At 63.1% G+C, this 18,494-nt stretch carries 20 protein-coding genes and 3 tRNA genes; 10 read left to right on the top strand and 13 right to left on the bottom strand.

The window, feature by feature from the left end:
* Position 1 precedes the first annotated feature (1 nt).
* The 4 genes from AB4Z16_RS13710 to AB4Z16_RS13695 all read left to right on the top strand — a co-directional run bounded on the left by AB4Z16_RS13710 (position 2) and on the right by AB4Z16_RS13695 (position 2,263).
* Positions 2 to 658, top strand: coding sequence for a class I SAM-dependent methyltransferase (locus AB4Z16_RS13710; protein WP_441511909.1), 657 nt, complete (start codon positions 2 to 4; stop codon positions 656 to 658).
* A gap of 68 nt (positions 659 to 726) precedes the next feature.
* A tRNA-Met gene (locus AB4Z16_RS13705) sits at positions 727 to 803 on the top strand.
* A gap of 594 nt (positions 804 to 1,397) precedes the next feature.
* Positions 1,398 to 1,802: a hypothetical protein gene (locus tag AB4Z16_RS13700; RefSeq protein ID WP_441511908.1), complete on the top strand. Its 405-nt coding sequence runs from the start codon at positions 1,398 to 1,400 to the stop codon at positions 1,800 to 1,802.
* Positions 1,803 to 1,921: 119 nt separating this feature from the next.
* A complete protein-coding gene (locus AB4Z16_RS13695; RefSeq protein WP_441511907.1) occupies positions 1,922 to 2,263 on the top strand; it encodes a hypothetical protein in 342 nt (113 codons plus the stop codon).
* Positions 2,264 to 3,263: 1,000 nt separating this feature from the next.
* On the opposite strand, the gene AB4Z16_RS13690 is transcribed toward AB4Z16_RS13695, so the two are convergent.
* The 6 genes from AB4Z16_RS13690 to AB4Z16_RS13665 all read right to left on the bottom strand — a co-directional run bounded on the left by AB4Z16_RS13690 (position 3,264) and on the right by AB4Z16_RS13665 (position 7,505).
* Positions 3,264 to 4,496, bottom strand: a complete 1,233-nt coding sequence (locus AB4Z16_RS13690) for an HlyD family secretion protein (RefSeq protein WP_441511906.1) — start codon at positions 4,494 to 4,496, stop codon at positions 3,264 to 3,266.
* The gene (locus AB4Z16_RS13685; protein ID WP_441511905.1) at positions 4,489 to 4,941 is read right to left on the bottom strand and encodes a hypothetical protein; all 453 of its coding nucleotides are present in this window, start codon (positions 4,939 to 4,941) and stop codon (positions 4,489 to 4,491) included. Before AB4Z16_RS13685 ends, AB4Z16_RS13690 begins: the two co-directional genes overlap by 8 nt.
* Before the next feature lie 19 nt (positions 4,942 to 4,960).
* Positions 4,961 to 5,743, bottom strand: coding sequence for a polyphosphate kinase 2 (gene ppk2, locus AB4Z16_RS13680; protein WP_441511904.1), 783 nt, complete (start codon positions 5,741 to 5,743; stop codon positions 4,961 to 4,963).
* 17 nt (positions 5,744 to 5,760) lie between these two features.
* Positions 5,761 to 6,249 carry a hypothetical protein gene (locus tag AB4Z16_RS13675; protein ID WP_441511903.1) on the bottom strand — a complete coding sequence of 163 codons (489 nt, stop codon included), beginning with the start codon at positions 6,247 to 6,249 and terminating at the stop codon, positions 5,761 to 5,763.
* 61 nt (positions 6,250 to 6,310) lie between these two features.
* Positions 6,311 to 6,886, bottom strand: a complete 576-nt coding sequence (locus tag AB4Z16_RS13670) for a hypothetical protein (RefSeq protein ID WP_441511902.1) — start codon at positions 6,884 to 6,886, stop codon at positions 6,311 to 6,313.
* Positions 6,887 to 6,911: 25 nt separating this feature from the next.
* Positions 6,912 to 7,505, bottom strand: coding sequence for a hypothetical protein (locus AB4Z16_RS13665; protein ID WP_441511901.1), 594 nt, complete (start codon positions 7,503 to 7,505; stop codon positions 6,912 to 6,914).
* On the opposite strand from AB4Z16_RS13665, the gene AB4Z16_RS13660 reads away from it, so the two are divergent.
* The 4 genes from AB4Z16_RS13660 (at position 7,479) to AB4Z16_RS13645 (ending at position 11,259) form a co-directional block, all read left to right on the top strand.
* Positions 7,479 to 9,203, top strand: a complete 1,725-nt coding sequence (locus tag AB4Z16_RS13660) for an adenylate cyclase (protein ID WP_441511900.1) — start codon at positions 7,479 to 7,481, stop codon at positions 9,201 to 9,203. The two genes, AB4Z16_RS13665 and AB4Z16_RS13660, sit on opposite strands and share 27 nt — an antisense overlap.
* A 197-nt stretch (positions 9,204 to 9,400) precedes the next feature.
* Entirely contained in the window at positions 9,401 to 9,829 is a 429-nt protein-coding gene (locus AB4Z16_RS13655; RefSeq protein WP_441511899.1) for a hypothetical protein, read from the top strand.
* Between the two features lie 64 nt (positions 9,830 to 9,893).
* Positions 9,894 to 10,517: a response regulator transcription factor gene (locus AB4Z16_RS13650; protein ID WP_441511898.1), complete on the top strand. Its 624-nt coding sequence runs from the start codon at positions 9,894 to 9,896 to the stop codon at positions 10,515 to 10,517.
* A gap of 79 nt (positions 10,518 to 10,596) precedes the next feature.
* Positions 10,597 to 11,259, top strand: a complete 663-nt coding sequence (locus AB4Z16_RS13645; RefSeq protein WP_441511897.1) for a hypothetical protein — start codon at positions 10,597 to 10,599, stop codon at positions 11,257 to 11,259.
* A 4-nt stretch (positions 11,260 to 11,263) separates the two neighbouring features.
* On the opposite strand, the gene AB4Z16_RS13640 is transcribed toward AB4Z16_RS13645, so the two are convergent.
* From AB4Z16_RS13640 to AB4Z16_RS13620, 5 genes are all read right to left on the bottom strand, one after another.
* Positions 11,264 to 12,937, bottom strand: a complete 1,674-nt coding sequence (locus tag AB4Z16_RS13640; protein ID WP_441511896.1) for a SulP family inorganic anion transporter — start codon at positions 12,935 to 12,937, stop codon at positions 11,264 to 11,266.
* An 81-nt stretch (positions 12,938 to 13,018) separates the two neighbouring features.
* Positions 13,019 to 13,957: a DUF2950 domain-containing protein gene (locus AB4Z16_RS13635; RefSeq protein ID WP_441511895.1), complete on the bottom strand. Its 939-nt coding sequence runs from the start codon at positions 13,955 to 13,957 to the stop codon at positions 13,019 to 13,021.
* 55 nt (positions 13,958 to 14,012) lie between these two features.
* Positions 14,013 to 15,686 (bottom strand): DUF3300 domain-containing protein, encoded by a 1,674-nt coding sequence (locus tag AB4Z16_RS13630; protein ID WP_441511894.1) that lies wholly within the window; start codon positions 15,684 to 15,686, stop codon positions 14,013 to 14,015.
* Between the two features lie 56 nt (positions 15,687 to 15,742).
* Positions 15,743 to 15,883 carry a hypothetical protein gene (locus AB4Z16_RS13625; RefSeq protein ID WP_441511893.1) on the bottom strand — a complete coding sequence of 47 codons (141 nt, stop codon included), beginning with the start codon at positions 15,881 to 15,883 and terminating at the stop codon, positions 15,743 to 15,745.
* A 119-nt stretch (positions 15,884 to 16,002) separates the two neighbouring features.
* Positions 16,003 to 16,278, bottom strand: a complete 276-nt coding sequence (locus tag AB4Z16_RS13620; RefSeq protein WP_441511892.1) for a hypothetical protein — start codon at positions 16,276 to 16,278, stop codon at positions 16,003 to 16,005.
* Between the two features lie 321 nt (positions 16,279 to 16,599).
* Between AB4Z16_RS13620 and AB4Z16_RS13615 the strand changes: the two genes are divergently transcribed.
* Positions 16,600 to 17,460, top strand: a complete 861-nt coding sequence (locus AB4Z16_RS13615) for a DUF4118 domain-containing protein (protein ID WP_441511891.1) — start codon at positions 16,600 to 16,602, stop codon at positions 17,458 to 17,460.
* Positions 17,461 to 17,483: 23 nt separating this feature from the next.
* Here AB4Z16_RS13615 and AB4Z16_RS13610 read toward each other — a convergent pair.
* A tRNA-Gln gene (locus tag AB4Z16_RS13610) sits at positions 17,484 to 17,558 on the bottom strand.
* A gap of 147 nt (positions 17,559 to 17,705) precedes the next feature.
* Between AB4Z16_RS13610 and AB4Z16_RS13605 the strand changes: the two genes are divergently transcribed.
* Positions 17,706 to 17,782 (top strand) — tRNA-Pro (locus tag AB4Z16_RS13605).
* 149 nt (positions 17,783 to 17,931) lie between these two features.
* On the opposite strand, the gene AB4Z16_RS13600 is transcribed toward AB4Z16_RS13605, so the two are convergent.
* The gene (locus tag AB4Z16_RS13600; RefSeq protein ID WP_441511890.1) at positions 17,932 to 18,231 is read right to left on the bottom strand and encodes a peptidoglycan-binding domain-containing protein; all 300 of its coding nucleotides are present in this window, start codon (positions 18,229 to 18,231) and stop codon (positions 17,932 to 17,934) included.
* Between the last annotated feature and the right edge of the window lie 263 nt (positions 18,232 to 18,494).

The raw sequence follows: 18,494 nt of genomic DNA, 5'->3' as shown, positions 1-18,494 counted from the left end.
CATGCCGGTGACCTACGACCTCGACGGCCAGAAGCGCGTCTACGCGACCTGGGCCAAGTTCTACGACCGGATCTATCAGCGCATGCTGGCGCGCCCGCAGCGCGAGGCGGTCGAGGCGGCCTGCGCATGCGGACGGGATATCCTGGAAATAGGTGTCGGCACCGGCCTCACCCTGTCCTATTTCACCCCTGAAACGCGCGTCCTCGGCGCGGATCTCTCGCTCGACATGCTCAAAGTGGCCCATCGCAAGGTCGCCAGCCAGAATCTGCGGCATGTCCGCGGGCTGATGGTGATGGATGCCTGCCGCCTCGGTTTCGACGACGAGCGCTTCGATGCCGTGACCGCGCAATTCGTCATCACGCTCGTACCGGATCCCGAGCAGGCGCTGACCGAGATGGACCGCGTCCTGAAGCCGGGCGGCGAGATCGTCATCTCGAGCCGCCTCGTCGATGATGGCGGCCTCCTCGCGCCGTTCTGGAGCGCCGTCGCGCCGCTCTCGAAGGCGATCGGCTGGAGCTCCGACTTCAAGGTAAGCCGCCTGACGGACTGGGCGAAGGCGACGGGCCGCTACGAAACCGTCCATGTCGGGCGCGGCTATTTCAAGGTTGTTCGCCTGCGCAAGCTCGTCTCTGCTGATAAGTCGCGATCGAAGGCTTGACGCGGCCATATCGCGACGCCTATATCGCGCCTCGACGACGGGCCGGCCCAGCCGGCTACGATGTCCGTGGCGGGGTAGCTCAGCTGGTTAGAGCAGCGGAATCATAATCCGCGTGTCGGGGGTTCAAGTCCCTCTCCCGCTACCACAACTTCATAAGTGATTGAGATCACTTATCGTTTCGCAAGCCCGCGCTTTCAGACCGCTCTCGCGAGCACTTGAGAGCGTTGGTGACGACTTGCGACCTGTTAGCGACATTAGCTGGCCGAAAAAGACCGCACCCCTTCGGAGACCGGGCGTCCTGGGAAATCATCGCCGTTGTCAAGCGTTTGGTGGCAGAGTTCAATCTGTAGGCCCACGCCAGGAGAAACAGCATGAAGATGCTTGCCGTTACCGTGTGCTGCGCGTTCCTCGCCGGGTGCGCAACCTATGTCCCGCCTCAGCAGGGCTCCGCGATCCTGGTCACTCGCGACAGCATGCGCACCTATCGGCCGCTCCCTCGCGAAGAACGCCAAGTGTCCCTCTGCACCATGTCTGAGAAAACGAAGGCCGTCCTTTGCCGCTAGGCGCCGCGACTGCCCGGAATCAGAGTAGTGTAGTTGGAGCGAGGCGCTGACGGGCAGATTCCCAGTCAGCGCTGTTTAGGGCCTAGTCAACGCTTGGCCGCATTTGGCCGACGCGCATGGGGGCCGGAGACTTTCCGACCGCTTTCGACCCATAGCGGACTTGGCGCGATGGCGTCATGCGGGATAATGCAATGTGGAGGGCATCGCGTAACTACCCGAGCGTCTGGTTTGGAGGCAAGCGGATGATAAGGCGCTGCGAGGTGGACGCGATTAGATTGGCGTTGCAGGACGTATCCGGGAACCAAATCAATATTGAGCCTACCGACATAACGTTCCGCGATCGGAGGGGGTATGATCTCCAGTTTTACCTGAATGTCGAGCTTGCTCGGCCCTTCGATGTTGAAAAGCTGAGATACAGGCGCTTTCAAGCCAATTTAACTATCAATGACCGCTACCACCCCTTTTGGGTCTTGGTATATAGCTCGACTTCGGTGGAGCTTGAGAAGTGGGATGACAGAGAGCTTCTCCCGGAAGACGATGACTATGTGAAGATATCCCTCAAGGATACTGAAGGGTTTTGAGCTAGTAGGCGCGTCTTCTGCCGATCTGCACGCTTTCGACCCGTTGCTGACATGATCCAGCCAATCGGGTGGGACCGAGAAAGAGACCATTGGTCCGCGTCTAGCGAGGGAAACATCGCGTGATCGAAATCAAGAATGATCTCACGTCATTCGTAGATGAGTGCCTCACCGCAGCATCAAAATACCTGAAACCGGATGGGTTAGCCATGGTTATTCGGGCGATTTATTATAGCAATGTAGGCACGTTTATCGATTTGGAGCGCGCAGTTCTTGCTCATCCACTCCAAAATCCTATCCGATCGCTCAGCACTGGCGCGATTATCGACGACTGCGAAGCTACGATCATGCTTCACTACGACGATCTCGAGTTCCATCGGATTGAGATGTACTTCGACACAGGACCCAACCTTGAGAGCTGGAACCGCAGGATCGATAGGATGCAGTTCTCGTCTGCATTTTGAATGACGTCGTGCCCGCTCACGACCCGTCGCTGATCGAAGCGGAGCTTGAATATATCGCGCTACCGAGACCAGTCCTGCCGCGCCAAGACGGAGTTTGAATGTTGCTTAAGGGGAATAAATTCAAAATCCATGTCAGGGTAATTGATGAAGCTGTCGACGTATGGAGGCCCGTTGATGCAATTTATCTAGATGATAACACCTACATTATCTCCAAGGATCAGAATTATGATACGCTGACTGAGGAGTGGGAGCACGAGCCAGGGGCGGTAGTTATCTGTGAAAATATACTGCTGAAGGATGGACCGATCTTGGCCGCTATAGGCCGCAGAAAATATCTAAAGATCGACAGATCGCTCAATCGGGTGTGGACTTATCCGACCGCAAGCGGATTCAGCGAGTAAGCTAACTTCCGTGATTTAGAGCCTCTTGTTCGTTTACCGAGCCTGTCCGCTTCCGACCCATAGCAGCCGATTGAGCCGCCGGCCCCACGCGCGCCACACTCGCAAAGAAAAACGGCGCACGATTTGTTCTCCTGGTGCGAGCCCCCCGAGACGGTCTCGTGCTGCCAACATCCCTCGGTTGTTTCTGGACCGAGAAGTGATTGCCGCCGAGCCGCAGATCACTCAGCCGGCGGGAGCGGATCGGCCGGAGGCGGCCGGAGGCGATTGTCATTCGCAAGCGCTAGGGCGATTGCGCCGCAATAGTTTGACCACGTCGCGATGAAGGCGCCGCATCGGCCGCAGACGATTTCGCTCTCTGATTTGAGAACGCGCGGGATCGAAACATGCGGAGAGCCACATGTTTCGCAACGGAACTCGTTCTGATCCATGTCGAAACACCCGGACGAATGTCCGTTTGTCGCGGCAAGTTCCGTGCCGGTTCATTCTCGACTGCAATGGGCGCCGGTCGGCGCCCCAACCCGATGCGAGCCGAACCGCCGCGAGGCCCCGCCTCCCCCTTGAAGCTCCGGCGGAGTCTGCCTGACGGCCGTGGCTCGCGGTCAATGCCCGCTGAAGACCAGCGTCTGGATCGGCAGCACCAGTGCCTGAATGCGCAGCAGCAGCGCATGAACAAGGCCCACCGCGTCGACGGCGTGGAGGACGATCTTTCGTCCGGTCGAGAGCTTGCCTGACTCGATCAGCTCGTGGTTGCTCGAATAGGCGTTGGCGATGCAGCTGCTGCCCGGCGTCACGCCATCGAGCCCATCGGCATAGAGAGGTTCGAGGAAGGTCAGCAGCGTGCCGGGCTTCGACACCTGCTGGGGGTCGAGCAATTGATCGGCGGCCCGCACCTGGCCCGTGGCGATGAAATCCTGAACGCCGGTCACCACCATCGGAATGATGACCCAGGGCTTGGACAGGCAAGTCACCTCGGCGACCATGCCGACCTGCATCACCTGTCCCTCGACCTGCGAGAAACCCGCCTGCAGAATATTCCGACCGGCTTCCTCGGGGATCAGGACGCCGGCCGGCCGCATGATGGGCGTGACGATGTCGCCGACGCGCAGCGTGAACTGCTCGACCCGGCCGGTGACGCCGGCGCGCACGACGGTCTTGTCGAGATCGGTCTGCGCCTGCGCGAGCGCAGCCTGCGCGCTTGCCTTCTCTGCCGGCAGCAAAGTCGAAATGCGGGTTTCGGCTGAGGATTTTGCAGAGACGGCCACCGCCAGGGCCGCTTCGCGCCCTGCCACCAGATTTTCGAGCCTCTCGATCTCGCGGCGGGCGACGATATCGTCGTTGCGGCGCTGCAGCTCCTGCTTCGTCTCGAGCTCGTCGAGGGCTTGCTTGTGGGCGCTCCCGGCTTCGAGAATTCGGTTCTCATCCGTGAGAAGATCGGCCTTTGCGACAACGATGGAAGCCTCGATTTCCGCGATCTTGCGCCGGGCCGTCTCAACCGCCGCCTCCTCCTTGGAGCTGTCGAGGCGAAAGATCGGGCTGCCCTTTGTGACCGGGCCGCTGACGCCGAGATAGACCTGCGCGACGCGCCCGGTGGTCTCCGAAATGAGCGGGACGGTACGGAACAGCACGGCCGCATTCGTCGTCGACGGGTGATTGTAGAAGATCACCGTGATCAGACCGATCGTCAGCATGAGGCAAGAGATGATGCCCCATCGCAACTCGAACCACACCGAATAGAAGGTGATTTCCTTGCCGAACCGCTTTCCCTGCCCGTATCGCCGATAGAGGTAATCCGGCAGGAGCGTCAGCAGGGAGCAGAACAGAAGCTCAAGCATGGCTGCTCTCCCGCTTTTGGAGCGCGGTGTGATCACCCGCGCCGGATCCCGCCGTGGGCTCCCCTGCCGCGGTGTCCTCGGCGACGGACGCCCGCCTCGGCGCAATCCCCGCGATGCGTTCGAGCGCATGCGCCATTCTGCCGAACAGCCCGGTGAAATCGGGAATGTCGATCAAGGCGAGCAACAGCCCGGCGACCCAGAACAGATGCACATGGGTGAAGAGCGCGAGCAAGCCGAGCACCGCAACGATCTCGAACTGGAGCTTCTGGGATTTATGCGCCATGCGCTCCGGCAAGGTGTGCAGCCGAAGGAAGATCAGGCCGACGCCCAGCACCGCCAGAAGCAGGATCACGGCCGCAACGACCATGAGAACGTCCGTCTCTCCCGGCGTAGTGATGAAGGCCGGCAGATGGCGCGGCGCCAGGGGATGAAGTTCGGCTGCCATAAACGCGCTCCAGTCTCAATCAGCCGATCCAGTTCCGTGCGAACTCGGCTTCCTCGTAGCCATCGGCCTTCTGCCGTTTCGGCAGCTTGATCTTCTCCCGGGACGGCGCCTTGTAAGGAACCGAGCGGAGGATGTGGGAGATGATGTTGAGCCGCGCCTGGCGCTTGTCGTCGGAGTGGACCGCATACCATGGCGCCCAGGTCGTATCGCTGGCGCGAAACATCTCGTCGCGGGCGCGCGAATAATCGTACCAGCGCGAATATGATCTCAGGTCCATGGGCGACAGCTTCCAGATCTTCCGCGGATCGTGGATGCGCTCCTCCATCCGGCGCGTCTGTTCCTCCTGGCTGACTTCCAGCCAGTATTTCAGAAGGATGGTGCCGGAATCGACGATCGCCTTTTCGACGCCCGCCACGTCCTGAAGAAAGCTCTTCGCCTGCTCCTCCGTGCAGAAGCCCATCACCCGCTCGACGCCGGCCCGGTTGTACCAGCTGCGATCGAAGATCACGATTTCGCCCGCCGCCGGCAAATGCGGCAGATAGCGCTGCACATACATTTGCGACTTCTCGCGCTCCGTCGGCGGCGGCAGCGCAATCACCCGGAAAACGCGGGGGCTGACGCGCTCCGTAATCGCCTTGATGGCGCCGCCCTTGCCAGCGCCGTCCCGCCCTTCGAAGACGATGCAGACCTTTGCGCCCGCATGCTTCGCCCACTCCTGGAGATTGACCAGCTCCGCGTGAAGATCGCGCAGCTTCTGCTCATAGGGTTTTCGTTTCAGGGGCTCGCTACTCTTAGCTTTCATCGCCGGCGCCCTCTCCGTTAGGACCAGCTCAGGAAGAACGCGACATCGCCAGGCAGCCCGCCCGGCCAGTCGATGATCATGGCGCGAAGCTTGTACTTCGCGGGCTGGAGATGCTCCTTCCAGAATTCATAGGCCTGCCGAGGGCGGCCGGTCAGCGAGCTCGGCCAGTCGGCTTCCGCATTGTTGATGGCGCGCCCCCGGTCCGTGCAAAGCTGGCTCGGGAAGCGCATGACGAGGACCTCGGTCTCGCCCCGGCTGGCCGCGGCGCGGGTCTTGGTTGCGAGGCTTTGCTTGATTTCCTCGATCTTCTCCGGCGTGACGGCAATTTCCTCGCTCAACGTCGCGGCAAGCTTGCGTTGCGCGTCCTCGGCCTTGTTCATGGCGCCGGCCAGCTTGGACGCCCGCGCCATTTCGAGATCGGTCATATAAGACCGGAGATCGTCGGCCGACATGAAACTCTCGTCGCCGAGCGTCGCTGCGTTCGGATTTTGATTTGCGGGCGACATCGTTCGCATCTCCTTCATCGATCGCAACCAGCGTCCTCGACGCGGGTTTGAGCCGGCGAATTCAGTACTTCTGGATGTAGACGGCCTCGGCGAAGGTCAGGTCGATCATGTCGCCGCGACGCATGCGCCGGAGATCGTCCTTGATCACGGGATCGGCCACGGTGAGGCTGCGCGGCCCTGCCGGTCCGACGAAGTCCACGACGCCCGTAGCCGGGTCGAACCTCTCGAAACGGGCTGTCAGCGTCAGCGATCGTGTCACGAACTTGTCGGGCAGATTGTTGAAGGATGGCGCACCGACCGTATCGGTATAGACGATGCCCGGCCGGACTCCCTTCCTTGCGCGCCTGGCGCCGAGGATCACGCCTTCGGCCCGCTGGATCTCCAGCCTGTCGCCGACGCGAAGCCCCTGCAGATCGCCAAACACGTCGGGAACGGCGACATCCCAGACGAAGCGCCCTTGGCGCACGGTCACGATGCGCGCATTGGGGTCGACTCCCGCGACTTCGACATTGATCCGTTCGATCTCGACCGGTCCGACGCCGGCCACCATGATGGTCGTGCTGGTGACCGTGGGTGCGCAGGCGGCCGCGCCCAAGGCCAACGAGATCGCCAGAGCCAGGTATGCACGCTTTGACATCGTCACTCTCCACCCCGGGTTGAAGTCACCGTTCTTTATGCTTGATCGCCCCTTCGGACCGGGCCTGCCATTCGCCGATCGACTGCCGAAGTTCGGATTCGAGGCCGTCGATCAGATGCCGATACTCGACGCATCGCGCAGCCGTTCCGGGAGCGTCGGAGGCCTCCCAACGCCGGAGCGCCTGTTCTGCGTCGGCCAGATCCACGCATAGCGACCGGAAGTTCTGACTCCTCAACACCAGCTCCTCGATCGCCTTCTTGTGCTTCGGCAGCAGCCGAACGGCAGCCAGAACGCCCGGTTCCATTGGAGCGCGCCCCCTGCGAAAGCGAATATTTATGTGGTCGCTCGACTGGATTGGGAGTAAATAACCGTAGTTTACACCGAAAGCGCGGCCTAGCCCTGAAGTTTTCACGTGGTTTTCTGGCTTGGGGGAGCCGGTTCCATGGATAATAACCGGCTTTTCGAAAACGGTAATTTGGAAGACCGCCCTGAAGACAAGCTTCAGAGCGATGAAATTCACGCTCAATTGGATAAGATTCTCGCCAGCACTGAATTCAACGTTCCCGAGCGCGTGCGACAGTTCTTGATCTATGTGATCAGCCAGACCCTCGCCGGCCACGCGGACCGGATCAAAGCTTATTCCGTCGCAGTCGAAGTCTTCGGCCGCGACGCAAATTTCGATATCCAGAACGATCCGGTTGTTCGCATCGAAGCCGGGCGGCTCCGGCGTGCGCTGGAGCGCTACTATCTGCTGTCCGGGAGCTCGGACCCCATTCTGATCGAGATTCCCAAGGGCGGCTACGTGCCGCGCTTCCATCGGCGCGAGGCGCCGCCGACCCACATCGTTGATCCCGCCCGCACCGCTGCTCCGGAGAGGCAGGATCTGGCGGGAGCGGATGCACCGTGGTGGGGAAGCCGCTGGTTCGCCTGGGCCATCGTTGTGGCAGCGCTGTGCCTTGCCGTCCCGCTACCCTGGTTGGCCGCCCCGCCAGCGCCGGCGCCCGCCAGCTGGGAGCAGCCGCCACCGCGTGGCCCTTCCCTGATCGTCAGGCCGTTCTCGAACTTGTCTGGGCAGCCGGAAGTCAACGTCTACATCGCTGGTCTCGGCGAAGAATTGCTGACGCAGCTCTCGCGGTTCAAGGAGCTGACGGTTTTCGGCCGGGAAACGTCTGCCGCCGTATCGCCCAGCGCCTCGGCCTCGGAGATCACGAGCCAATTCGGCAACCGGTACATTCTCGAAGGCGGCATCCGTCTTTCCGACGGCAAGCTGCGGGTGACGACCCGCGTCCTGGATGGCGAGAGTTCCGCCATCGTCTGGTCGGGAACCTATGACGCCGATCCGAACGCCGCCGACATCGTCGCCGTGGAAACGACGATAGCCTCGAAGGTCGCGACGGCGATCGCCCAGCCCTATGGGATCATTTTCAGCGCCCCCCCGCGGCCGGCGCGATCGGGAGACGTCCAGAACCTCGAAACCTATCAGTGCACTTATCGGTTCTATCGCTACCGCACCGTGCTCGATCAGACCGAGCATGCCGCGACGCGCGCATGCCTGGAGAGTGTCACGGCGCGCTATCCCGATTTTTCGACCGGCTGGGCGATGCTGTCCTACCTCTATCTCGACGAGGATCGTTTCGAGTTGAACCGGCGGCTAGGCTCGCCGCCGCCCTTGGAGCGGGCGAGAGCCGCCGCAGAGCGCGCCGTTCACCTTGATCCGGAGAATATTCGCGCGCTCCAGGCGCTGATGACCGTCCTTTATTTCAGTAGAGACGCCAGCGAGGCGCTGCGGGTCGGCGCCCAGGCGCGCGCGCTCAACCCGAACGATACCGAGCTGCTCGGCGAGTACGGCAGCCGGGTGGCCCAGGCCGGAGACTGGCAGCAAGGTGCATCCTTGCTCGAAGAGGCGATGGCAAAGAACCCCGGCAACTCCGACTACTATGTCGGGCTCCTGGCCTTGGCCGCCTATATGCAAGGCGACAATGCGCGCGCCGCCGATCTGATCCGCCGCGCAAACCTGCGTCGGTTTTCGATATACCACTTCGTCGCGGCGCTGATATTCGCGCGCCAGGGATTACAGGCCGAAGCGGCGCAATCCCGCGCCGAATTCCTGCGGCTGAGACCGGGTTTCTTCGACAAGTTCGATGACGAGCTCAACAGCCGCAACTTCAATGCGAGAGATCGCGCCATTCTGATCCGCGGCGCCATCGAGGCCGGCTTCCCCGTGCCAAACCGGTTCCTGGCCGAGACCGAACGAACATTCGGTGCTCTCTCGAATGCGGGAAAAGGCGGAACCGGCGGGGACCGTAGCCAACCGTAACCTACTACCCCGGATTTCGTTCGCAGCTTTCTCTTCTTGTCAAAGAGGAAGCGGAGCATGCGGTGCAGCTGCAGGCGGAATGCCGTCGCCTCGGCGGCCGCCATCACGCTTCTGCGGCTTTGTTGCCCCGACACGAGCGTCGCGATCTGTGCCGTTTGTGTCTCGGACAGGCTCACTACTGGAGGTCGATGATCGCCATGGCTTTCCGACCGTATTTGCTCGCTGTCGTCGTCGGCTTTGCAGCGCTCGGCGCACAGGGCGCAGGGGCACAGACGACGGACCTCCAGGGTGCCTGGCTCGAAGAAGGGCAGATCTGCGCCAATGTCTTCGCCGCAGCGGGGAAGGCGCTGGGCTTCAAGCGCCCGGCCAACGCCTTTGCCTCCGCGTTCGTCATTCGGGGCGAGCGGCTGTCCACTCCGCTCGCGACCTGCAGGATCGCTCGCGTCAACCTGCAGGGTGAGCGGCGGGTCCTTCATCTCAGTTGCACCACGACGATCGCGACCGATGCCGCGCGGGCCGTGCTCGCCCTGGGTCAGGATGGCGGCCTCTACCGCTACAGCGCGCCCGAAGGGGGCACCGCGATCAGGTATCGGCGCTGCACATCGGAGGCGCTGAAGACGCCTTGAACCCACGTGCCGCGCGCCGCGTGCCGGAAGCCCCGGCTGTCTACGGAGAGACTGAGGATTGTCCATGTCAGCTCTTGTGCACATCGTCGATAGCGACGCGGCATCTCGGGCCGGTATCGATCGGATGCTTCGCGCTTCCGGGTATGAAACCAGGGCTTATCTCAGCACTGACGAAATCTTGAATCATCGCCCGGATATCGAAAGCGCAAGCTGCGTCGTCATTGATACGCGGGGGCCGGATCAGTCGATCCCCGATGTGGTGGACCTGTTCTGCAAGGCCGGCCTGAATCTGCCCGTGATCTTCGTGACCGATCAGGAGGATGTCCGCCTTGGCATCCGGGCGATCAAGGCGGGAGCCGAGGACTTCTTCACGACGCCCGTCGAGCCCGACGAATTCATCGACGCCATCGGCCGCGCAATCTGCCGCCATCGTCTCGTCAGCGAGCAGGAAAGCAGGGTGCGGGTCGGCTTGACCCGGCTTCGGCAGCTGACCAGGCGCGAGCGGGAGGTCTTCGATCTGGTCGTTCGCGGCAAGATGAACAAGCAGATCGCCTTCAAGCTCGGAACGACCGAGCGGACCATCAAAGCCCATCGCCACAAGGTCATGGAGAAGATGCAGGTCCGCTCCGTCGTCGAGCTCGTGACCTGCGCCGAGCGGCTCGGCCAGCTCCGGGTCGACAATCCCTGAAAGTTGTCTCTGGAGCTGGTGCCGACCGGCCCGTCAAGCTCGGGATATCCGCGCAGGCTTCCGAAACGAGGATCGCAACGTGCCGCCTCCTCACCAAGCGCCGGATGGCCTCAAGACGCCGAAGGCGGCCGGTGTAGCCGGTATTCTGTTTTCGGTACTGCTCCTCTCTGCGCTGGTGCTGGTGCTCCAGACCTTGCGCCTCCATCCGCAGGATCCCGGCGATTGGGTGGGCACCCAATCCTGGAAGGTGGCGCTGGCATTGAACCTGATCCCCTTCGCGGGCATCGCCTTCCTCTGGTTCATGGGCGTGCTGCGCGATCGATTGGGGGATCGCGAGAACAGCCTGTTCGCGACGGTGTTTCTCGGCAGCGGGTTTCTCTTCATCGGCATGCTGTTCGTCGCGGCCTCCGCCATCGGCGCGATCCTGCTCACGCACGCAGCCAGGCCGGGCGAACTTGCCGGCTCGGTGACGTTCACCCTGGCGAGGTCCTTCGCCTACAATCTCGCCAGCATCTACGCGATGAAGGTATCGAGCGTCTTCCTGATCACGGCCTCGACCATCGTGCTCCGCACCGGGATCACGGGACGATGGACGGCGTTCGCCGGCTATGCCGCTGCGACGGTCATCCTCGTGGGCAGCCACCTCGTCGACTGGACCTTCCTGGTCTTTCCGATCTGGGTGCTGATCGTCAGCTGCGACATCCTGATCCGCGAATACCGTCACGCCGGCCGTCCCGGCTAGGCGACTATCGGGACATCGTCTCGCCGAGCATCCGGACCGCGTCTTCGAGATCTTCGAAGATCGTCGTCGCATGCGGCCCCTCGAAGAGGCCGGCTCGCTCCAGAATCTCCCGCGGCTCCTTGTGCAGCTCCGCGATGGCGAATGTCAGCCCCATCGCCGCCAGCTCCGCCCGCCATTGCAGCAACATGGTGGCCGCCGTCATGTCGATCTGCGCGACGGCGCTCGCATCCAGCACGAACCAGGATGTACCGGGCGGGGCCTCCTTCGCGACGCTTTCGAGCCGGGACCGGACGTAGTCGGCGTTGAAGAACAGGATGCTGCCCTGGATCATGAACAGCACCATCCCCGGCGGTGGTGCCGCGTTGTCCGTCCGGTGCATCTTGTAGAAGCCTGGTCGGCCGGCAACGAGTCCGAGCAAGGCGTCGCGCGGGCGCATTTCCTTCAGCAGGACGTAGAGGAGCGTGCCGGCAATCGCGATGACCACGCCGCTGAGCACGCCCAGGCTGATGGCGCCCCACATGCTGATGAGGGCAAATCCGAACTCCAGGCGGCTGATCCGCCAGGTTTCCCGCAGCCCCTTGAGATCGATCAGACTCAACGCCGCGAAGGCGAGGATCGCCCCGAGCGCCGCATGGGGCAGGACGCGCAGCACATCGTTCAGATAGATGAGCAGAACGGCCAGAGCGGCAGCGGAGATCAGGCCCGCCAGCTGCGACCGGCCGCCTGCCGCCAGATTGATAGCGGTTCGCGAATCCGAGACCGTAATGGGGAAGCCGGTGAACAGGCCGGAACAGATGTTGGCTGCACCCAGCCCGGTCAACTCCCGGTCCGCATCGACCTTGAAGCCGTCCTTTGCCCCGAAGCTGCGCGCTCCGACGAGACCGGAGCTGACGCTGACCAGCCAGATCGCCGCGCCACCGAGCACAAGGTCCGTCATAGGCAAATGGGCGATGTTCGGGAGGGCCCATTTCGGCAGGCCGCCCGGAAGGCTGCCGATGACCTTCATGCCCCGATCATCAAAGCCGAAGGCAGCCGACGCCAGCACCGCCAGCACGACCACGACCAGCGGCCCCGGAACGGGGAAGCGGAGGCGGGCCAGTATGACGAGGAGCGCGAACATGGCTGCACCGAACCAGACCGTAAGCCAATGGATCTGCGAGGCCTTCCGGATGATCTCGAGCAGCGGCATCACCAGACCGTCGGACTCGATACGCACGCCGGTCAGCCGCCCGATCTGCCCAATGAGGATCGATATCGAAATGCCGCTGATGAAACCGATCAGGATCGGCCGGGACAGAAAGGACGCCACGACGCCGAGCTTGAGCACGCTGGCCAGGATGCAAAATACCCCGGCGATCAGCGCCAGCGCGCTCGCTGCAGCGACGCGATCCGGCGGATCGCCGAGAGGCAGGGTGGCGAGCGTGGCTGCGAGAACCGTCATCGTCGCGGCGTCCGGCCCGACGATCAGCTTGCGCGACGGGCCGAGAAGACCATAGCCGACGAGAGACAGAATGCTGGCGTAGAACCCGACCTCGACCGGAAGCCCCGCGATGGCAGGGTAGGCGACGGCGCTGGGAATGGCGACGGCGGCGATCGCCAGCCCAGCGGTGACATCGAAGCGCAGCCATTCCCACCTGTAGGGAAGCAGCCCCTCCGCAATCGGCAACCAGCGCTTCATCGCCCCCACCATCCCGAGCTGTCGTCGGCGCCTGCGGAACCGCCGTTCAGCCTCGCACGTGCCGTGGGGCCGTCCGCTCCGCTATTGCGTCTTCTCCGGTGTGACTTTCTCCCAACCGTGATCGGGATTGAAGCTGTTCATGCGCGACGCGATGACACGCGTATTGGGGCCAAGGTCCTTTTGATAGACAGTGCCTGCGTGGTTGACGAGGAAGCTCGTGATTCCCGATCTTGCGTAGGTTGCGGGATAAGCGAGAACGGCGAAACCGCCGATCATATTGCCGCCTGCGACATAGTCGACCGCGCCGCCGGCGGCAGCCGGTCCCTGCCTCCTGAGAATCTTGAAGTAGTAGCCGTGATAGGGCTGCGGCGTGTCGCTTGCCTTGTAGCCTTCAGTTGCGGCCTGGGCGGCGAGTTCGCCGAGAGGGCTCTGTTCCTCGCCCGGCCCGGTCGGCCAATACAGGCCGTCGTGCTTCTCTGGTTGGCTGACGATTCTCTGCGCGTAGATTCCCGGATTTCGGCCATCATGCCCCTTTGCGGCGTACTCGAACTGCGCGTCGAGGATCGCCAGGCTTGTCTGAATGGCATCCAGTTCGTTCTTGCCGATGCGGCGGGCCAGGAGTTCGCGGCGTCCAGCCTCGACGAGGAATTTCCAGCCGCCGCGTGAACGAACGATGGGGATCGGAAACGGGAATGCGTCCTCCCCGACCAGCAACGTGGCGGTCCGGCCCGTTTCGACGATCGAATGCCGGGCATCATAGGCCGCGATGAAGCGCTTGCGGCTGTCGGCATCGCGCACCGCATCGCCCGAGAACAGGATGTCCCGCCCGGACATCCCGAAGACCGAGTACAAGCGCGTGGAGCTTCCCTCGCGCGCCGCGGCGACAAGCGCCGCCGCAGCCTCCTCCGGAGTCTGGAACAATTCCTGGGCGCGCGCGGCCGTCGAGGCGGCACAGACGCTCACCGCAATCGCGCAAAGCAGGCGAACGAGCAGATGCGCCGCTGGCCATGTGATGATCATGGAACTGCACCCTCAGTTGCGAAACGCACCAGCAGATGACGACGCCATTTCATTTTCAGAGCTTCCCGGCAGGAACCCGCGAGCCCGAGGCCCTCCAATGGTCGAAGGTTTGGAAGGGAACCCCGATCTGGCGGTAGTCGACCCGCAGATAGCCATCCGCGCCGCGATGCACCGCCGCGGGCACGACACCCTGCACCTCCTGCGCGATCACGCCGACATAGGTGGTGCGGGAGCCGTTATAGGCGAAACGGTAGAAGCCGAGCCCGTTCTCCATCACGCCCAGAAGCACGACGTGGTTCTTGAGCTGGATGTCGGAACGGCGCCCGCCACCACCTCCGCGACCACCGCCGCCGCCCATTCGCCCGCCACCGCCCACGCGCCCGCCGCCGCCAAATCCTCCGCCTCCCATGCGCGCCCCGCCCGCATGCATCGCTCGGCCGCCACCTGCGGGCATGCGCGCCATGCTGGCGCGTCCGCGCTGGGATTGAAGGCTCGCGGCCCTACCCGGCTGCATGTTGCTAAAGGCGCTTTCGCGCGCCGGTCCCGGACGCCCTGCTCCGGATTGAGGACGACGCGGCTGAGTGTTCGCCCGCGGCGGTGCCGAGCCCCGGCCACGGTCCGCGTTCTGGCGCCCGCCGCCGGGGCGTGTCGCCCGGTCCCCACCGGCTGGCCGATTGCCTGCCGCGACCCGATCGCCGCCTGGACGGTCAGGTCTGGCACCTGCTCCGGGACGATCCCCCGGTCTCGCGCCGGCACCAGCTCCCACCCCGCCGCGCCCGCCTTCGGGGCGGAGAACCTGCTCGCCGCTGCGTCCGCGGAAGTCCATCCGGCCTTCGGCCCCGGCGCGGATATTGCTGTTCGAGAATTTCTGCCTGACCGCATCATTGCGATACTGCACGCCGTGGCGATGCTGCGGATTGTGCTCCCAATGCGTCACCCGATTGCGGTCGATATTGATGCCCCCGCCGACCCAGTTGACGTTTCCGCCCCAGTATCCGCCCGAGGCCCAGCGCCCCAGCGCGTAAGCGGTGCCGAAGGCGAGGCCCGTCGCGAGGACGCCGGTGGCGATATAGCCCGGCGCAGGGAAATAATAGGGTGGGTATGCGGGATAGGGCCAGGTGCCGTAGACCACGGCAGGATCGTAATAGGGCACATAGACCGTGTCCGGATTGGTCGGCTCGATCACGATCGTCTGCTTGCTGCTGCCGGTGGCCGGCTGGACCGTCACCTTCTGCTGGGAGCCGGACGACAGCTTCTTGGCATCGTATGCGCGCGTCCGCATCCGCTGGACGCCGTCCATCACATCCGGCTGCTGCGCCAGGACCGCGTCGCCGAGCTTTTGTGTCCAGTCGAGATTCTTGCTCATCATCGCCAGCACGGAGGGCGTTGCAACCAACGACTTTACGCTGGGATCCCAGGGCTGCTTGTCGGTTGCGGCCTTGAGCTGGTCGCCCTTGAGCTTCTTGCTGCCCGCGACCCATCGATCCGCCTGCACCACCTCGAGCGGATAGGTCGAAGCCATCAGCACTTGCGCCAGCAGGTTGTCCGGATAGAGCGCGATCGGCGCGACCAGCGCATCGAGCTCGGCGGCGGAGAGAGGCTGCTCGCTCTGCACCGCCTGCGTTGCGGCGGGCGCTTGAGGTTGTGGCGGCGGCGCGGCCGTCTGCGCGAGCGCCTGGGAGGCGAGCCCACTGACGATGACGCTGACGAACACAATTCGCAGATGCATGGCATGACCTCGCAACAGCTCCGAAACGCCATCTGGGTTTCGCGCCGCAGTGACGCTCATTTGCTTGTCGGCGGCACTCGATCGACCACTGCCACCGCCGAAATCTGAATGTCTTCTCGGGCCATGCGCATATATACGGCCACGCGCGCGTCCAGCATGGTATCGTGGCCTGTGCGGACCACGACTTCAATCGTCATCACCGGGAAATTCTCGCTGACCAGACGATTACTATCATCCCACAGGTCCGACACCTGTCCCTAAGGACAATACGCCGCCCCGCGACGGATCGCCGTGGCCGCCGGCACGAAGCTGGATTTCAACCCGAAGCGGGTGGGTCCGGCTGTGGTCTTTGTGCGCCCCCTCGCCCTTTCGCCAGGTCATCCGCATTGCGGGCCGGCCGCGCTCCCTGAGAGAACAGGCCGCGCACGAAGCCTCGCGAAACCGCGCGATCGGCATCGGCGAGGACCGCTTTCAACATCTGGTATGTCGCCCGCAAAGCGGCCCGCTCGGTTCCATACTCGTCGACGAGCTCGACGATCTCCCATTCGAATTCGTCGGCTTCCGGCGGCTCGCCAAGCGGCTCGGCTGTCATTGCTCTCATCCTCGAAAAGAGAACATTAGAAGAACAAACCAAGCGACGGAGTCAATCGACCCGGGGTTGCACATGTCGGCGTCGCCGCTGATCCCGGCCCGGTCCGATACGCCGACGGACGGATCTCGGGCGTTTCGAGCCTGCCCTGACAGGCCGTCCCAGCATTCTCGCCGATGGTGGCAACCACCGGACCTGCTCAACCGAATTCCTATTTCCGATAAGGCTTTCTCACATGGAAACTCTATGCGCCCCATCCTAAATCCAAGAGCGCGGGCTCGGTGGCGGCCGCCAGCGGCAGCCCGTCATCGTGGGAGGCTTGCCATGGCGAACCCGGAAGGCATGCAGGATGCAAATACGCTCCCCGTCGATCCCATCGCCGGTGCAGCGTATCGGGGTCGGTCCGATTTTCCGGTCGCGGCCGGCTATCTCGCCGCTCTGGCTTTCACGGCCTTGGCGACGGTGATTGCATCCGCCCTGGAAAGCGTGGCGTCGGTTCCAAACCTTTCGCTTGTCTACGTGCTGCCCGTCATCGTGGTTGCCATCATATTTGGTTTTGGCCCCTCGATGCTCGCCGCTGTGGCAGGCGCATCGGCTTATAATTTCTTCTTCACCGCGCCGCGTTTCTCGTTCCAGGTCAACGATCCCGGCAACATCTGGGCGATCGGATTGCTTCTCGTCGTCGGCGGTATGGCGAGCGGCCTGGCGTCGTTGGCGGCCCGACGGCAAACGGCCATCAATGTGCGGCTCCGGCAGGAACAAGCTTTGCAGGCCTTCAGCTCCGCCGTATCCGAAGCGAGCCACCCTCGAGACATGGCCAATAGAGCCGCGGCGGCGCTTGAAGAGATGTTCCACGTCTCGGTGGCGGTGATGACGCCCGGAGACGGGCGGCTTGAAATCATCTCGTCTCTGGGGCCCATAGCCGCCAGCGCGACCGACTTGGCCGCAGCGCAATCATCGCTCGATCAAGGCCGGTTTATGCGAGCGGGATTGTACCCTTTCGACGCCTCGCGCTTCGATTTCTGGCCGATCAAAGCACCTCATCAGCAGCCTGTGGTGCTGTGCCTGGCATTCGACCCGCAGGAATATCCCGAACGCCCGGACCTGTTCATTGTCGTCCTGGGCCGACTTCTGGCCGCAGCCTTGAGCTCGCGACCGCCCATCTCGCCGGCCGTCCCAAAATGAAAGATGTCATCGTCCAGGGAAGCTGGCTGGGGCGGGAGGATTCGAACCTCCGAATGGCGGTACCAAAAACCGCTGCCTTACCACTTGGCGACGCCCCAACGCGTCGCGCCTTCTAGAACGCGTCGTCGTCATGCGCAACCGCCTCGCTACGGGCATTGGGGACCTTCGCAAGAAATCATCCCCAACCTGCAAACGAGCTGTTGCGCCGCGCCCGCGTGCTGGCTATAAGCCGGCCACCAGTTAATCGGAGTGTGGCTCAGCCTGGTAGAGCACCTCGTTCGGGACGAGGGGGTCGCAGGTTCAAATCCTGCCACTCCGACCAAAATTCCCGAGAAATATCAAGTAGTTGAGAACGGGGCCGAAAGGCCCCTTTTCAATGCCGGACAGAAACCAGGACAGAAACTCAAGCCGAAGCAACAAAAAAGCCGGCCCGAATCCGAGCCGGCCTTTCGCGATCGAGGGTGCCCTGCCCTACGGCGTCCGGCTACCCCGGACAGCCCGTTCCCAGAGGCGCACGGTTGGCGCCTTGCCTGAGCGCAGGAAGGCGAAGAACTTCGCGCGATCGATGCCGACTGGTTGCAATTGCGGTTTATCGGAAACTGCCGCCCTCAGTTTCGCCTCGGTCCTCGACCCATCGATGCCGTCAACATGCAGGCCATGCGAGACCTGGAACGCCTGGACGGCAGCCTTCGTCTTCTGTCCTGGCTTGCCGTCGACGACAAGCGAATAGCCGAGCGCGACCAGCGCCCACGGAATGGCGGTCGTGTCCATGGAATTCTCCGGATGTGGAAAAGCCGCCCGGAGGCGGGCGGGTTTAGATCAGCCGGCTTGCCGGCTGCGGCGGGCTATGTTCCGTTAGGTCAGACCACGGAATGCGAGGCCGAGACGATGCTGTTCAGTGCCCGAAATTCAGCGGTGTGGTTGCGGACCGCGATCGTGTTCGCAGTAGCCGTTGTCGTCTCGATGCCGCTCGTAATCAGCCGCTAGCCAAAAATCGCTCAATCGGGGCGATCCTTGCCTCAATTTCGGCACGC

Origin of the sequence: Allobosea sp. TAF32 (assembly GCF_052113585.1) — a bacterium.
Taxonomy (GTDB): Bacteria; Pseudomonadota; Alphaproteobacteria; order Rhizobiales; family Beijerinckiaceae; genus Allobosea.
This window is presented reverse-complemented; position numbering and strand designations above follow the sequence as displayed.

Bases quoted from the DNA above. Each gene is read 5' to 3' on its own strand.
- AB4Z16_RS13710 (WP_441511909.1), top strand. From the start codon at position 2: ATGCCGGTGACCTACGACCTCGACGGCCAGAAGCGCGTCTACGCGACC.
- AB4Z16_RS13700 (WP_441511908.1), top strand. From the start codon at position 1,398: ATGCGGGATAATGCAATGTGGAGGGCATCGCGTAACTACCCGAGCGTC.
- AB4Z16_RS13690 (WP_441511906.1), bottom strand. From the start codon at position 4,496: ATGCTTGAGCTTCTGTTCTGCTCCCTGCTGACGCTCCTGCCGGATTAC.
- AB4Z16_RS13685 (WP_441511905.1), bottom strand. From the start codon at position 4,941: ATGGCAGCCGAACTTCATCCCCTGGCGCCGCGCCATCTGCCGGCCTTC.
- ppk2 (WP_441511904.1), bottom strand. From the start codon at position 5,743: ATGAAAGCTAAGAGTAGCGAGCCCCTGAAACGAAAACCCTATGAGCAG.
- AB4Z16_RS13675 (WP_441511903.1), bottom strand. From the start codon at position 6,249: ATGTCGCCCGCAAATCAAAATCCGAACGCAGCGACGCTCGGCGACGAG.
- AB4Z16_RS13670 (WP_441511902.1), bottom strand. From the start codon at position 6,886: ATGTCAAAGCGTGCATACCTGGCTCTGGCGATCTCGTTGGCCTTGGGC.
- AB4Z16_RS13655 (WP_441511899.1), top strand. From the start codon at position 9,401: ATGGCTTTCCGACCGTATTTGCTCGCTGTCGTCGTCGGCTTTGCAGCG.
- AB4Z16_RS13650 (WP_441511898.1), top strand. From the start codon at position 9,894: ATGTCAGCTCTTGTGCACATCGTCGATAGCGACGCGGCATCTCGGGCC.
- AB4Z16_RS13640 (WP_441511896.1), bottom strand. From the start codon at position 12,937: ATGAAGCGCTGGTTGCCGATTGCGGAGGGGCTGCTTCCCTACAGGTGG.
- AB4Z16_RS13635 (WP_441511895.1), bottom strand. From the start codon at position 13,957: ATGATCATCACATGGCCAGCGGCGCATCTGCTCGTTCGCCTGCTTTGC.
- AB4Z16_RS13630 (WP_441511894.1), bottom strand. From the start codon at position 15,686: ATGCATCTGCGAATTGTGTTCGTCAGCGTCATCGTCAGTGGGCTCGCC.
- AB4Z16_RS13625 (WP_441511893.1), bottom strand. From the start codon at position 15,883: ATGACGATTGAAGTCGTGGTCCGCACAGGCCACGATACCATGCTGGAC.
- AB4Z16_RS13620 (WP_441511892.1), bottom strand. From the start codon at position 16,278: ATGACAGCCGAGCCGCTTGGCGAGCCGCCGGAAGCCGACGAATTCGAA.
- AB4Z16_RS13615 (WP_441511891.1), top strand. From the start codon at position 16,600: ATGGCGAACCCGGAAGGCATGCAGGATGCAAATACGCTCCCCGTCGAT.
- AB4Z16_RS13600 (WP_441511890.1), bottom strand. From the start codon at position 18,231: ATGGACACGACCGCCATTCCGTGGGCGCTGGTCGCGCTCGGCTATTCG.